The organism is Pseudomonas sp. UBA5706, from assembly GCF_002419965.1.
Lineage (GTDB): Bacteria > Pseudomonadota > Gammaproteobacteria > Pseudomonadales > Pseudomonadaceae > Aquipseudomonas.
Genome location: NZ_DIHC01000031.1, coordinates 39,775 through 51,382, shown reverse-complemented (window position 1 = coordinate 51,382; position 11,608 = coordinate 39,775). Strand labels below are relative to the sequence as shown.

At 57.8% G+C, this 11,608-nt stretch carries 18 protein-coding genes; 8 read left to right on the top strand and 10 right to left on the bottom strand.

The window, feature by feature from the left end; translation table 11 throughout:
- The 10 genes from B3I26_RS14420 to B3I26_RS14375 form a co-directional block, all read right to left on the bottom strand.
- On the bottom strand, window positions 1–198 hold the full coding sequence (locus tag B3I26_RS14420) for a helix-turn-helix transcriptional regulator (protein WP_296258500.1): 198 nt from the start codon (window positions 196–198) through the stop codon (window positions 1–3).
- The gene (locus B3I26_RS14415; protein ID WP_296258498.1) at window positions 195–2,177 is read right to left on the bottom strand and encodes a DNA cytosine methyltransferase; all 1,983 of its coding nucleotides are present in this window, start codon (window positions 2,175–2,177) and stop codon (window positions 195–197) included. Before B3I26_RS14415 ends, B3I26_RS14420 begins: the two co-directional genes overlap by 4 nt.
- The gene (locus B3I26_RS14410) at window positions 2,174–2,548 is read right to left on the bottom strand and encodes a hypothetical protein (RefSeq protein ID WP_296258496.1); all 375 of its coding nucleotides are present in this window, start codon (window positions 2,546–2,548) and stop codon (window positions 2,174–2,176) included. The genes B3I26_RS14415 and B3I26_RS14410 overlap by 4 nt, the downstream gene beginning before the upstream one ends.
- Window positions 2,549–2,693: 145 nt before the next feature.
- Complete coding sequence (locus tag B3I26_RS14405) at window positions 2,694–2,933, bottom strand: pyocin activator PrtN family protein (RefSeq protein WP_296258494.1); 240 nt, start codon at window positions 2,931–2,933, stop codon at window positions 2,694–2,696.
- On the bottom strand, window positions 2,926–3,303 hold the full coding sequence (locus B3I26_RS14400; RefSeq protein ID WP_296258493.1) for a hypothetical protein: 378 nt from the start codon (window positions 3,301–3,303) through the stop codon (window positions 2,926–2,928). The genes B3I26_RS14405 and B3I26_RS14400 overlap by 8 nt, the downstream gene beginning before the upstream one ends.
- Entirely contained in the window at window positions 3,300–3,581 is a 282-nt protein-coding gene (locus B3I26_RS14395; protein WP_296258491.1) for a hypothetical protein, read from the bottom strand. The genes B3I26_RS14400 and B3I26_RS14395 overlap by 4 nt, the downstream gene beginning before the upstream one ends.
- 10 nt (window positions 3,582–3,591) lie before the next feature.
- Window positions 3,592–4,164 (bottom strand): deoxynucleotide monophosphate kinase, encoded by a 573-nt coding sequence (locus B3I26_RS14390; RefSeq protein ID WP_296258490.1) that lies wholly within the window; start codon window positions 4,162–4,164, stop codon window positions 3,592–3,594.
- Window positions 4,161–4,355, bottom strand: a complete 195-nt coding sequence (locus tag B3I26_RS14385) for a hypothetical protein (protein WP_296258489.1) — start codon at window positions 4,353–4,355, stop codon at window positions 4,161–4,163. Before B3I26_RS14385 ends, B3I26_RS14390 begins: the two co-directional genes overlap by 4 nt.
- A gap of 78 nt (window positions 4,356–4,433) precedes the next feature.
- Window positions 4,434–4,694: a DUF1654 domain-containing protein gene (locus tag B3I26_RS14380; RefSeq protein ID WP_296258488.1), complete on the bottom strand. Its 261-nt coding sequence runs from the start codon at window positions 4,692–4,694 to the stop codon at window positions 4,434–4,436.
- A 139-nt stretch (window positions 4,695–4,833) separates the two neighbouring features.
- Window positions 4,834–5,538 carry an XRE family transcriptional regulator gene (locus B3I26_RS14375; RefSeq protein ID WP_296258487.1) on the bottom strand — a complete coding sequence of 235 codons (705 nt, stop codon included), beginning with the start codon at window positions 5,536–5,538 and terminating at the stop codon, window positions 4,834–4,836.
- Between the two features lie 99 nt (window positions 5,539–5,637).
- Between B3I26_RS14375 and B3I26_RS14370 the strand changes: the two genes are divergently transcribed.
- From B3I26_RS14370 to B3I26_RS14335, 8 genes are all read left to right on the top strand, one after another.
- Window positions 5,638–5,865, top strand: coding sequence for a YdaS family helix-turn-helix protein (locus B3I26_RS14370; protein ID WP_296258485.1), 228 nt, complete (start codon window positions 5,638–5,640; stop codon window positions 5,863–5,865).
- 226 nt (window positions 5,866–6,091) lie between these two features.
- Window positions 6,092–6,580: a phage regulatory CII family protein gene (locus B3I26_RS14365; protein WP_296258483.1), complete on the top strand. Its 489-nt coding sequence runs from the start codon at window positions 6,092–6,094 to the stop codon at window positions 6,578–6,580.
- On the top strand, window positions 6,573–6,776 hold the full coding sequence (locus B3I26_RS14360; protein ID WP_296258481.1) for a TraR/DksA C4-type zinc finger protein: 204 nt from the start codon (window positions 6,573–6,575) through the stop codon (window positions 6,774–6,776). Before B3I26_RS14365 ends, B3I26_RS14360 begins: the two co-directional genes overlap by 8 nt.
- Entirely contained in the window at window positions 6,773–9,451 is a 2,679-nt protein-coding gene (locus tag B3I26_RS14355) for a bifunctional DNA primase/polymerase (RefSeq protein WP_296258479.1), read from the top strand. The genes B3I26_RS14360 and B3I26_RS14355 overlap by 4 nt, the downstream gene beginning before the upstream one ends.
- 328 nt (window positions 9,452–9,779) lie before the next feature.
- Window positions 9,780–10,247: a hypothetical protein gene (locus B3I26_RS14350; protein WP_296258646.1), complete on the top strand. Its 468-nt coding sequence runs from the start codon at window positions 9,780–9,782 to the stop codon at window positions 10,245–10,247.
- A 262-nt stretch (window positions 10,248–10,509) separates the two neighbouring features.
- Complete coding sequence (locus tag B3I26_RS14345; protein WP_296258478.1) at window positions 10,510–10,878, top strand: putative holin; 369 nt, start codon at window positions 10,510–10,512, stop codon at window positions 10,876–10,878.
- Window positions 10,871–11,161, top strand: a complete 291-nt coding sequence (locus B3I26_RS14340; protein ID WP_296258477.1) for a phage holin family protein — start codon at window positions 10,871–10,873, stop codon at window positions 11,159–11,161. The genes B3I26_RS14345 and B3I26_RS14340 overlap by 8 nt, the downstream gene beginning before the upstream one ends.
- Entirely contained in the window at window positions 11,161–11,523 is a 363-nt protein-coding gene (locus B3I26_RS14335) for an HNH endonuclease (RefSeq protein ID WP_296258475.1), read from the top strand. Before B3I26_RS14340 ends, B3I26_RS14335 begins: the two co-directional genes overlap by 1 nt.
- The last annotated feature ends 85 nt before the right edge of the window (window positions 11,524–11,608 follow it).

The following is an 11,608-nucleotide window of genomic DNA, read 5'->3' as shown; positions in this document are numbered from 1 at the left end:
TTATGCAGCCTGTCGCGTCGATTTCTGCAAAGTAATCCATGCCTGAACCTCTAGCTGTGACCACCTTGAATACCGACCCAGCTTCGCTGGCATTGGAAAGTTTCCGGCAGCGATCATTTCGTACACGGTTGATTTGCTAAATCCTACCTGGCGACAAACCTCTGGCAGCTTTATAAGGATATCGATTTGCTCGCTCATGCTGCCTCCTGCAAGCGTTCAGCTTGGCGCCATGGATCGTTAGCTCGTGCCAGCGCAGCCATGGGCGGCGGGCTGACGCTATTGCCGCACATGTGGACTTGCTCAGTCTTCGTAAATAGCTTGCCGTCAGCACCGTGCGTTATGATGTAGTCCAACGGGAAGCCCTGAGCCCTGTACAGCTCTGCCGGTTGCAGCATCCGCAGGCGGATATCGACGATCACATAAGGCGTGCCCTTGACCATGACCGTTACCAAGCCCAGCCGATCTTTCGTGGTAATCGTTGGCGCTGGTTGATCGCAACTGCTCATGTTCTCCGTGCCGTAGTAGCTGATCATGAACGCTGCGACGCGCAGGGCGCCTTCTTCATGTTCTGGCGAAAGTTCGAAACTAACCAACGAGCTCTTGCCGCCGCCACCCGCTGTGATGGTTGGCGCCGGGCCAGTCAGTTCCTGGCCCACGCTGGCGCCGAACTGCCGCTCCATGAATGCCGTCATCAAACCGTGATGTGTGCCACCCGCACTCACAGTGTGCAGCGGATCATCCACCGCTCGGGCGTCACAGTTGCTACGCAAATGAAGCAGGCTTGCGGTCACCAGTTGTTGCTGACTGCCGGTGTTTGTCACCGTGGTCATCGGAGCATTGAGGCTCTTGGCGTCCGTGGTGTTGAATCCGCCATTCATCTGCGCCATGAACGCTGTAGCGATGCCCAAGGCGTGCGCGGCACCTGCCGGACGCTGGTAGTTGCCGCCGCTGGTGATGGTGGGCAGCGGCTCGTCGAGCGCCTTGCCTTCATCATCGAAACGAAACTTGACCAAATGCGCCGCGGCGAGTGCGTGCTTAACGCCGCCGGCGACCACTGTACCGAGTGGCTGATCAATGCCGGGCACTCTTGGTTGTTGACCTGTTCGCTCGCCGTAGCCGGACTGGACAAGCGTAGGGCTGACAACCGAGAACGACCCGCCTTTCGGATACGACGTCACGGTACGCAGCGGCTCGTTCATCGACTGTACCGTTTCGGTGGACCAGTTCGCGATCGGCACAATGAAAGGCGCCGGGTTGTTGATAACGAACTTCTTCATGCCCTTGGCGATACGGCGCTTGGTGGCGTCGGCCAGTTCATCCTTCCGCCCGAAGATGCTGTTGCCCAAGTCGCTGAAGTCGATGCACTCGGCTGCGGTGCGGTATTTCTGCTGGCCCTTGCCGGGCTTTTTGGCGTGGGTAGGCTCCGGCCACACAATCGGCTGACCGTCACAGCGAGCAATCATGAACAGGCGCTCGCGGCTGGTCGGTGCCCCGAAGTCGCACGCCTTGATGACGCGCCATTCAACCGCATAGCCCATACCTTCCAGCAGCTGTACGAACCGCCGCCAGGTGGTGCCCCGGCGTTTCGGGTCTGGTACCAGAAACTGCTCCCCGACCGGCACGATTTCACCAGGTGCGGCGACCACCTTCTCGATGACTTCCTTCCCTTTGGCGTTCAGCACGGCAACCAGCTTGATGGCGCGCCCGGTGTCCTTGTCGCGTTTGGCGATCAGCGGGCCCCACTGCAGAATCTGCTTCACGTTCTCCAGGCTGATGACGCGAGGCTTCTTCTTGCCTGCCCACTTCAAGCCGATCCATGACAGGTTGCGGATCTCGCGCTTGCGTGGCTGACCGCCTGCTGCCTGGCTGTGGTGCGTACAGTCTGGCGACATATGAAACCAGCCGACCGGTTTGCCGCCGCACTCCGTATCTGGATCACCGTCGAACACGTCGGTTGTGAAGTGCTTGGCGCCCGGGTGATTGATGGTGTGCATGCTGATCGCCTTGGCGCTGTGGTTCTTCGCCACGTTCACCTTGCGGCCGAGGCCCATTTCCAACCCGGTACCCGCGCCGCCACCGCCGCAGAAGAAGTCCACGACGATCTCATCGTCTTGCGGATCGAAGCCAAGGCCGTACTGCGTTTTGAAGTCGAAGGGAGGTTTTTTCAGAGAGGTCATGCCGCTCTCTCCTGTTCTGCCATTGCATCGGATCTTCCTTTGTCCTGCTGCTGTATGCGAGTAGCTATCCGGTTCAACGCCTGCAGATGCTCAACCACACGGCGGCGATATGGTTCGGTGCCAGTGATAGGCGACCAGAACTTGTGCGCCACATGCAACGTGGTCGAGACGTCGATGAGTGTCTGCAGGTCGGCTTGCTGCAGCGCGTTGTGTTCGCTCAACTTCTCTGACTGGCCTTCAATGCGCCCAGCAGCTTTGCCTTGGGCGAATTGAAAGCGACGGTTCTTGGCGAGAGCTTTGGTCGCGATGCGGAACAGGCCGAATGCGAGTGCGACGCCGAGTGCCAGAATCAAAAGGTGTATAGGTTGCATGTGCTGTGCGTCCTGTATGGGGGCCACCGCCGTGTTTGTATGGTGAGAGGACGGCGGTGGGCTTATGAATGGTCAGATGCGGCAGATAAGCGTTGCGGTGTACGTTGCTTTCATGTGCTGTGCTCTTCTGTTGCTGTGGTGAGAATCAGGCTGCTTTGCTTCTCTGCGTGTCGAGGTAGGTGGCCAGGTCATGCAGATAAACGACTGGCTGACCTTTGCTGGACCCACCCAGGCGCGTCACCTTGAGCTGAATTGCACCGGCGTTGATTTTGCGCAGCAGGTAGCGGTCGCTCGCGATGTGCGAGAAATAGCGCTCGCGTACTGCGGCCAGCGTTGGGCAAGGCGTTGCAAACTCGGCACGCAGTTGGATCAAGGTGTCAGTCACGCAACATGCTCCCCGGCCCCTCCGATGGGGGCAGCAGCTGCAGGCGGATCAACTCTGCGAGCCCCCGAGGTGTGCTGCCTGTCGCGGTCGCGAGCAGCCTGCCTTCGCTGTTAGCCACCACCGCACCGAAAGGCCGCTCGGGGCTATTGGTCGGGGTCACATAGGCCACCTGGCCCTCATGCACCTCCGCATCGACGAGGCGAAAGACTTCGGCCAGTTCGCTAGTTACCGGTGATAGGCCTTCCAACATGTCGAGTGCTTCCGAAGTTGCGCCGATCAGGGTGGCCCGACTGATGATCGTCTGGTGATTCAAAAACATCGGCACCAATTTCAGTGCGCCAACCGCATGGGAAATCGCTGTTTGGTTCATGCTGCTGAGTCCTTCTGCTGACGGGTGATGGTGATATTCAACTGCTTGGCAAGCCACTCGACACCTGCTTCCTTAACCATCACCACGGCGTAGTGACGGTACTGCTGGATTCTCGGGTTCCAGTGGCTGCGCGGGTCGGAGAACAGGTAGCCACGGTCGCGGTGCGGGCTTGCGAGGTCGCCGTCTCGAGTCAGGACGCGCAGGTCTCGCAAACGAGCGCGGAATGCGCGTGGCTTGAGCCCCAAAATCGCTGCTGTTTCGTCGAGGGTTCTGTTCATGGGCAGTTGCTCAGGCCGCTGACCTGGCTCGGTTTGCCCGAACAGAATCCAGCAGGCCCTCGATCTGGCCGAACAAGCTCGGTAAGTCCCCGTTATTCACGAGAACCAGGTCGTGCTTGTGCAGGCTTACACCCGTTTCGCTTGCGTGCGCATTGACCTTCGGAGCGTCGAAGCGCTGCAGGTGAACAATCACGCCGCCTCGTTTGCGGATGAAGTCCGCTTCGTTTTCAAAGCGCACATCGCTGATAACGAAAGGAGGGGTAGCCCACGACGCATTAGCGATAGCGTCGAGGTGCTGCTCTGCGAGGTCGACCCAAAGATTCGCGCTGATCATGTGGCGGCCCCACTCAGTTCCAAGGAGCTGCATCAGTTGCCGAGGCGAGCGACCAAGCCAGCCGATGGGCTCTTCCTTTGCAGCGCCTTCGAAGTCTTCCGGCTCAAGCTGAAAGAGGGCCATGAGGGCATCACGCATAGGATCCGCGAAAGCGTAGGACTGAAAGCCATGCTCAAGCATCAGGTGATGAGCAGTGGTGCTTTTGCCGGTGCGCGCTGGGCCGGTGAGGCCGATCAGAAGCTGACTCATGCTGCGTCACCTCCCCACGGACTTTCATCAGGCCACGTGACGTCACTCAGCGTGCCGATGGGCTCACGCTTGGTATTGAGAATGACCAGCAGGCCGGTCTTGCGTTGGATGGCTTCGACTGAAGCTTGGGACTTGGCCGCTGTCGGGTGCAGGTACACCCGGCAGCGGTTGCTGTGCTGTGTGTTTGGCATCGTACATACCCAGTGGTGAGAGACTTACGATGCAAAAATTAGCAACAGCTAAATAATTATGCAATAGCAATTGCTAATTTATTTGGTTTTAGCCTGCCCTGGAACCTCCCATGACAAGCGCAAAGCTGAATTTTCATGGTGCACGATGTGTACTCCGTCCGTTTCTGCAATCGCTTCAACAATGCTTTCCCAGTCCTCTTGCCGCTCGTCCGGAGCTTTGCAAATGAACGCGGATTGAGCTTTCTGTGAGGCTGGTGAGTTGATGATTTTCTGAAGGCGAGCACTAAGTGTTTCGAGTGAAGTTGGCAGGGCGGGAAATTTTGGTTGCTTTAATGCCATGGGTTTTCCTCCTTTTTTGCTGTATGCGCATACAGTAAATGGAGTGAAATTATCTAGCAACAAAAGAGTACATATGTACTCTTTTGGTCTGTGGGCATGAAAAAACCCGCGCTCGGCGGGCTTGACTCGTGGAGCTGCTTCAAAGCTTGCGTGCGTTCCAGACCATTAAGACTCGGGCGTGGATGTGAATTTTTTCGAGGTCCGTACCTTCTATTACGATTGCGGGATAAACAGGGTTGTCCGAGATCATCCTCAGAGATCCACCCGTCATTCGCTGTAAACGCTTTATGAAAAGATCACCATCAAGCGTAAACACATAGATGGCATCTGTGCGAATTACCGTGATCCCCTTGTCTACTAACAACGCGTCGCCATCGCGGAAGGTGGGGTCCATGCTGTCCCCGTCGCCGGTGATAACGGCAAGGTTCTCCAGGGCCGAATATCCTAGACCTTGAGTTTTGAGCCAATCGGAGTGAACGGTCAGATCGCGAATCACCTCGACTTGATGAGCCGGTGTATAGCCGGAGCCCATCGAGGCTGCCACGTTGAGATGGGGGATTGTGACAAAGCCGAGAGCTGCCATTACCCGCTTTTTGGGAATAGGTACTGCGTGTGCGGTGAGCGTTTCTGCTACCGCGTCATGCGCCGGGCTTACTAACGTGCTAGGGGGCAGACCGATTTTTGCCTCTAGATTCGCCGCCGCCTTTTCACCGAGTTTGCGATGCCCGTTCAAAAGTTGAGACAAATAGGAAGCATCCAGCCCGTGAAGGTCGGAAAAATCCTTCTGACTAACGTCTCCCATGACTCTACGCAGAGCCGCAATTCGTTGTGTGCTTATGTCCATCACGCAATCATCCCTGCGCGTTAGCAAACAGTAAATTACGGGTTGCTATTGCTTTGCTAATTAGCAGTTGCTAATCTCGGCTTTCGATAGGAGGTGCACATGACTCTGCACGAATATTTAAAGGGTTTGGATAAGGCTGCTCTTGAGGCTTTTGCACATCGGTGTGAGACGAGTGTGGGGCAACTGAAACAAGTGTCCTACAACAACCGCCGCGCCGGTGCCGCACTGGCTGTCAGCATTGAGCGGGAATCAAAAGGCTCAGTGATTTGCGAACAGCTTCGCCCCGATATTGACTGGGCTTTTCTCAGACGCTCACTTGCCGCGTAGAACTACCGGGTCGGGGATCCTCTCACCACAAGTATCACCCCGACCCAGCAAGGCCAGCGCATAGCGCTGGAGATCCGCCGACCAGGTCCTCTCACCACAAGATTCGCCTGGTCGGCTCGAACGACATGCGTGCCGCACAGCACGTTTAGCACAGCACATCGGTCGTGGTCGTAGGATAGGGCGTGCCCGTTTCTATGGCTACACCGTAAAAGAGGTTTTTACGGTTATGAGTCGCTCTGATCTTTTACCGGACGCTGGTCCGGTTCTTTCTTTGCGCCAAGCGCTTTACCGCGCCGGGCGTGACTACAAGGGCGGTGTCACTGCCCTGGCCTTCGAAATGGTGATCGAGAACGACGCCCTGCAGAAGAAACTCAAACTGGATGAAGAGCGCCGCTGGCTGACGCCCGATGAACTTGAAGAGGTCATCAGGTTGACGGCGGATCCACGGTTGCTCGACGCACTGGTTCGACCAGCGGGTGCAGTGTGGTATCGGCCAGTGCCTGTGGACGCGACGAAGGAAGCGCTCCTGGCGGTGGGCAAGCTGCTGGGGGAGACCGGCGAGTTCGTTGAGAAGATGCACGACGGTGCGGCGGACAACATCTGGGAGTTGCATGAGGTAATTGACCTCGAAAAACACGGGGCTGATGTTATCCGCGAGGTGCTGGGCATCATGGCCGGTGCGCGCAAAGCGATGGAGGATCGGCACAATGGCTGACGTCGCTGATATCGCAAACGATCAGGCGCAATACCTGTTAGATGTCGCGCTACAACGTCGGGCAGCGGTGGTAGTACGTGCCAGTGCTGAGTTCTGTGAAGACTGCGATGACCCCATCCCGCTCCTGCGGCAGCAAAAGGTGCCGGGTTGCCAGACGTGTGTCAGCTGCCAGACGGTGCGGGAGCGCCGGAGATGACCGAGCGTTCGAACCCAAGCAGTACCGCAACATGGGCTCGTCGTTACATCGAAACCTTCAACCTTGCTTTGGTTTCTATCGAACCGGGAGAAAAGGCGCCCAAGGGGCTTGGCTGGAACAAGCCGGGTGGGTACATCACCGACCCGGCGCAAGCCGAGGCGTTCTGGAGTTCTCACCCCGAGCACAATATGGGGGTCGTGCTCGGGCCGAGTCGTGTCTGCTCGTTGGACGTCGATGATGTCGAGTATTCGCGTCAAATCTTCGCTGACTTGCTTGGCATGGACCTGGACGCAATCGCCGAGGCGTATCCGACTGTGGTCGGTAACCCTGCACGTTTCCGGGTTCTGTTCGCGGTCCCTGACGGCCTCGACCTGACACGTCATTCGCTGGCTTGGCCTAACCCGAACGACCCCGATGGGTCGAAGCACAAGTCGCTCATTATGAAAGCGAACACTGCCAAGGATGCCGGTGATACTGCGCGGGAGAAGCTGTACCGCGTCGAAGCCCAGCAGTATGCGCGTGTCACTGTGTTCGAATTGCGCGCAGGCTTGGTGCAGGATGTGCTGCCGCCTTCGATTCATCCCGGTACTGGCAAGCCCTATACCTGGCGCACGCCGCCTTCTGCCGAAGGTCTCCCGGTGTTGACGGATGACCTGCTGAATATCTGGCGTGGTTGGGACATCTTCAAGCGCGATGCAGAGGCCGCATGTCCATGGGCGCCTAAAGCCCCAACGCCGAAAGCAAAGGCTCCCGCACGCTCGCCATCCGTTTCCGGTAAACAGCCATCGGTGATCGACGAGTTCAACCGCTGCCATGACGTCGAGGAACTGCTGGGCGCTCATGGGTATATCAAGCGCGGTAGCAAATGGCTGTATGCACAAAGCAGCACCGGGCTTCCAGGTATCACCCTTACCGATGGAAAGGTGTACTCGCACCACGGCGCTGACCCTCTCGCAAACGGTCATCAGAACGATGCGTTCGAGGTTTACTGCCTGCTTGAGCATGGCGGCGATCAGTCGCGCGCGGTCAAAGAAGCTGCCCGCATGTTGGGCATGCAGACTGCGCGTTCGGTTACGCCAGATCTTCCCCCGGCCCCATCCTCCGCCCAGGCCGAGCCAACGCCGGTGCCAGAGGCGGCTCCTACTCCAGACGGGGGGCCGGGGGAGGGGCTTACTCTTGATCAGATGCACCGGCGGTTTGCGCTGGTTGAAGGGACCACCCACGTTTGGGATACGGACAAGTCGCGGGCGATGAAAAAGTCCGCTTTCGAGGCGCTGGTAGGTAAGGCGTTGGCAAAGGAATGGCTCGACTTCACCGGCAAGAAGCTGATTGCGGATGATCAGGTTCGGGAAATCGAGCAAGCTCGAAAGATGGCGGGTAAGAAGGGCGGTGTGATGGGGATGCCCCCCGTCGAACGTTACGTCTACATCGATGGCACCAAAGACGTTTGGGATCGGGAGAAGAAACGCCGAGTTCCGGAAGGCGCGGTCAAGATGGCTTTAGGCGATGCATACGCGCTCTGGCTGAACAGCGCAGATCGTCGGGTGGTCGACGTGGACCACATCGTGTTCGATCCGACCATGACCAAAGACCCGAGTGTTTACATCAACACGTTCGAGGGGTTACCGCTTGAACCTGTCAGCGACGATTCCGCCTGCGCAAACCTGCGTTGGCTGATCTCGTTTCTTTGCAACCATGACGAAGGCGCAACCGAATGGCTAACGCGCTGGCTGGCTTACCCACTCCAGCATTTGGGTGCGAAGATGGATACCGCCGTGCTGATGCACTCAACCATGGAGGGCTCGGGCAAGAGTCTGCTTTTTGCCGATACCTTCGGCGCTCTGTACGGCCAGTACGCTGCAACGGTCGGGCAGACCCAGCTGGAAAGCAACTTCAACGCCTGGCAAAGCCGCAAGCTGTGGGCTGTGTTCGAAGAGGTGGTCAGCCGTGATCAGCGGTACAACCAGGTCGGGAAGATCAAGCATCTGGTTACCGGCAAGACGGTGCGTATGGAGTCGAAGTTCATCAATGGCTGGGAAGAATCCAACCACATGAATGCCGTGTTCCTGAGTAACGAAATCCTGCCTTGGCCGATCAGTGAAAGCGACCGGCGGATGTTGGTCATGTGGCCCATGGATACGCTGCCGGTCGCCAGACAGAAAGCCATAGGCCTTGAGCTGGAAAACGGTGGGGTCGCAGCGTTGTACGCGTGGCTGCTACGCGTTGACCTCGGTGACTTCAACCAGCGCACTCGACCTCCGAGCACAACGGCACGTGAGCGATTGGTCGCTCTCAGTCGGGCCGGATGGCAAACGTTCCTGCAGCTGTGGAAGCTGAACGAACTGGGGCGGGGTCTGTGGGGTGTGTGCCTCACCAGCGACCTGTACGCGCTGTTCATCGAATGGTGTCAGCGCAACAAGGAGCATGCGATGAGCCAGACGAAGTTTTCGCTGTTCCTGAGTTCCGAAGTTGAAAAGTCCCGATCTTTGCCCTGGACAGAGCGCAATGACCGCAAGTTCGGCGCCTTCTTCTTTCCTGATGACCCGGATGCTTCCCTCGCCCCATCGCTCAAAGCAGCCGACCTGGGCAAGACCGTCGACGCCTGGCGGGCCAGTGCGAGGCTCGCAGGGTGGAACGTGGATGCGTGGGACCACGTCAAGGCGGTGGCCGCATGAGAACCCTCGAAAGTGTGTTGGGTGTGTCAGGTGTGTGTTGGGTCGGTTTTCGTAACTCGACACAGGTTGGACGCCCTGAAACCGTGGCCTGTAGACAAGTGTGTTGGGTGTGTTGGGTTTACGCGCGCGCGGGCGTGTGTGCGCAGATTATTTTCAGCAATTCACGGGAGCTAAATTTTTCCCATGCGAGACCTGAAAAAGCCGACAAACCCAACACACTCAACACAACATCGTTCAATAGACTGAATTTAAAAGACTTTTTGTGTGTTGGGTTTGTGTTGGGTTGCTTGTTTTCTGTGTTGGGTTTGGTTTGCAGGGGGATTTGGGGATGATTAAGGAAATCGACGAGCTGATGGTGCATTGGGGAGAGCAGCATCGGCAGCACGGCCTCGGCGCCGGTATTGGCAGCCAGATGGGTTCGATTATGCAATGGAAGGGCTGCGCGCCGCGTGGCGTTCCAGGCTCCCGCATCATTTCCGGTGGGGCTGGGATGGACCACGCGTCCAGCGAAATCGACGCGGCTGTCGCCAAGCTGGATCGTGATGGTAAGAAAGGGCAAGCGTTGGCGAAGCTGGCTCGATACAGGTACGTGCATCAAGTGGCGGTTCGCGAACAGATGCGCGAGATCGGTATTGCTGAAGGTGCAGATCGAACCTACCGCAACTGGGTGGCGCGCCTTCATCAGCAGGTGCTGTTGATCCTCACCATGCGCAGCGGTAGCAATCGGGGCTATCCCCCCGCAAAACAGCAGAACACACACCTGCGCGTAGCAAGCACCCGGATAGGCGCTGAATGACCGTTCGTCCGGGCATGTTGTCGCATTGTGGTCGTATCGTGGTCGCATTCTGGTCACATTTGGTCGTACCGAAAAAAGGCTCTTTTCGGTCTTTCCGGAGCAGCGTAAAAAGTCACCACGATATGCGAGAACCGCTTAGGTTGATCGCCCATTGAGCACAGTGCTGTGCAGCGTTACCCGGCCAACCCCAGGCCGTCATCAACCCCGCTTCGGCGGGGTTTTCTTTTTCCGCCCGGTTGGGTAGCTGCATTGGAGTACGACTATGGCCGAGCCAGCGAGCACGACCGCTTCTGTCGTAGTGGCCGGTGCAGCTGGTGCCGGTTTGGCCGGTGTTGTGACGGGGGTCGATACCCTTGCTGCCGTTGGGGCGCTAGCGGGCGCTTTGGTGTTCTTTACGACCACCGAGGAGTTGCCTGTCTGGAAGCGCGGGGTCTTCTTTCTGGTGTCCTTCGTTATGGGCTATCTGTTCGCGCCTGCCCTGGTGGACTTCGAGATATGGGGCATTCGGCCTTTCAAGTATTCGGGGCCTGCAGCGTTCGGGGCGGCGGTGCTGGTGGTGACCGTTGCACTCGCTGCGATCAAGCGCCGGGGCAAGCTCGGCGCCGAACAGCCTGGAGGTCAGGATGGATAATCCGTTGATTCCCGCAATCCTCACTCAGGCCACGTTCTGGCTGTGCCTTGGTCTGTTCATGCGGCTGTTTACGTTTCGCCGCAAAGGCACGCGCTTTCGGCGCAATATTAGTTGCCTCGCGTGGTTGGTCATGGTGAATGCAGGCGCTGCAATGATGTTCATCACCAAAGGGCTGCTGGTGATGCCAGCCCAGTCCTGGCCGCTGGTGGCAATACTCGCCGTGTTCGTTGGCTCTGTTTACCAGAGCGGCGGCAACCTGGCTCGGGTCTGGAAGATCAGTTGATGACAAGTCCAGATCGAACCAGCAGTGCCGCGCGCGGTTATGGCTATCGCTGGCAGAAGTCCCGCGATGCGTTTCTTCGGGAACATCCCCTCTGCTGCATGTGCTCGACCGACCTACGTCCAGTTGCGGCAGTCATCGTTGACCACAAGGTTGCGCCCCGATTGAAAGACGCCAAGGCGAGCGGCGATGCCTTACGCATCAAGACAGCGTGGAAATTGTTCTGGAATGAGAGCAATTGGCAGCCGCTCTGCAAGCTGTGCCATGACTCTACCAAGCAGCGGCTGGAGAAATCCGGGCGAATGGTTGGCTGCAATGAGTCTGGGCGACCTCTGGACCCGAACCATCACTGGAATCGGGGCTGAGCTAGGAAATTCGCGCCTCCTGCACCGATTTGGTGCGATAGCAAACAGCTATGGGGAGGGGGGCAAAAAAGTTTCTACCTATCCA

Coding starts and splice junctions, on each gene's coding strand:
- B3I26_RS14415 (WP_296258498.1), bottom strand. CDS start 2,177: ATGACCTCTCTGAAAAAACCTCCCTTCGACTTCAAAACGCAGTACGGC.
- B3I26_RS14360 (WP_296258481.1), top strand. CDS start 6,573: ATGGCTGACGTCGCTGATATCGCAAACGATCAGGCGCAATACCTGTTA.
- B3I26_RS14350 (WP_296258646.1), top strand. CDS start 9,780: ATGATTAAGGAAATCGACGAGCTGATGGTGCATTGGGGAGAGCAGCAT.
- B3I26_RS14335 (WP_296258475.1), top strand. CDS start 11,161: ATGACAAGTCCAGATCGAACCAGCAGTGCCGCGCGCGGTTATGGCTAT.
- B3I26_RS14390 (WP_296258490.1), bottom strand. CDS start 4,164: ATGAGTCAGCTTCTGATCGGCCTCACCGGCCCAGCGCGCACCGGCAAA.
- B3I26_RS14420 (WP_296258500.1), bottom strand. CDS start 198: ATGAGCGAGCAAATCGATATCCTTATAAAGCTGCCAGAGGTTTGTCGC.
- B3I26_RS14395 (WP_296258491.1), bottom strand. CDS start 3,581: ATGAACAGAACCCTCGACGAAACAGCAGCGATTTTGGGGCTCAAGCCA.
- B3I26_RS14385 (WP_296258489.1), bottom strand. CDS start 4,355: ATGCCAAACACACAGCACAGCAACCGCTGCCGGGTGTACCTGCACCCG.
- B3I26_RS14340 (WP_296258477.1), top strand. CDS start 10,871: ATGGATAATCCGTTGATTCCCGCAATCCTCACTCAGGCCACGTTCTGG.
- B3I26_RS14365 (WP_296258483.1), top strand. CDS start 6,092: ATGAGTCGCTCTGATCTTTTACCGGACGCTGGTCCGGTTCTTTCTTTG.
- B3I26_RS14400 (WP_296258493.1), bottom strand. CDS start 3,303: ATGAACCAAACAGCGATTTCCCATGCGGTTGGCGCACTGAAATTGGTG.
- B3I26_RS14370 (WP_296258485.1), top strand. CDS start 5,638: ATGACTCTGCACGAATATTTAAAGGGTTTGGATAAGGCTGCTCTTGAG.
- B3I26_RS14355 (WP_296258479.1), top strand. CDS start 6,773: ATGACCGAGCGTTCGAACCCAAGCAGTACCGCAACATGGGCTCGTCGT.
- B3I26_RS14375 (WP_296258487.1), bottom strand. CDS start 5,538: ATGGACATAAGCACACAACGAATTGCGGCTCTGCGTAGAGTCATGGGA.
- B3I26_RS14410 (WP_296258496.1), bottom strand. CDS start 2,548: ATGCAACCTATACACCTTTTGATTCTGGCACTCGGCGTCGCACTCGCA.
- B3I26_RS14345 (WP_296258478.1), top strand. CDS start 10,510: ATGGCCGAGCCAGCGAGCACGACCGCTTCTGTCGTAGTGGCCGGTGCA.
- B3I26_RS14380 (WP_296258488.1), bottom strand. CDS start 4,694: ATGGCATTAAAGCAACCAAAATTTCCCGCCCTGCCAACTTCACTCGAA.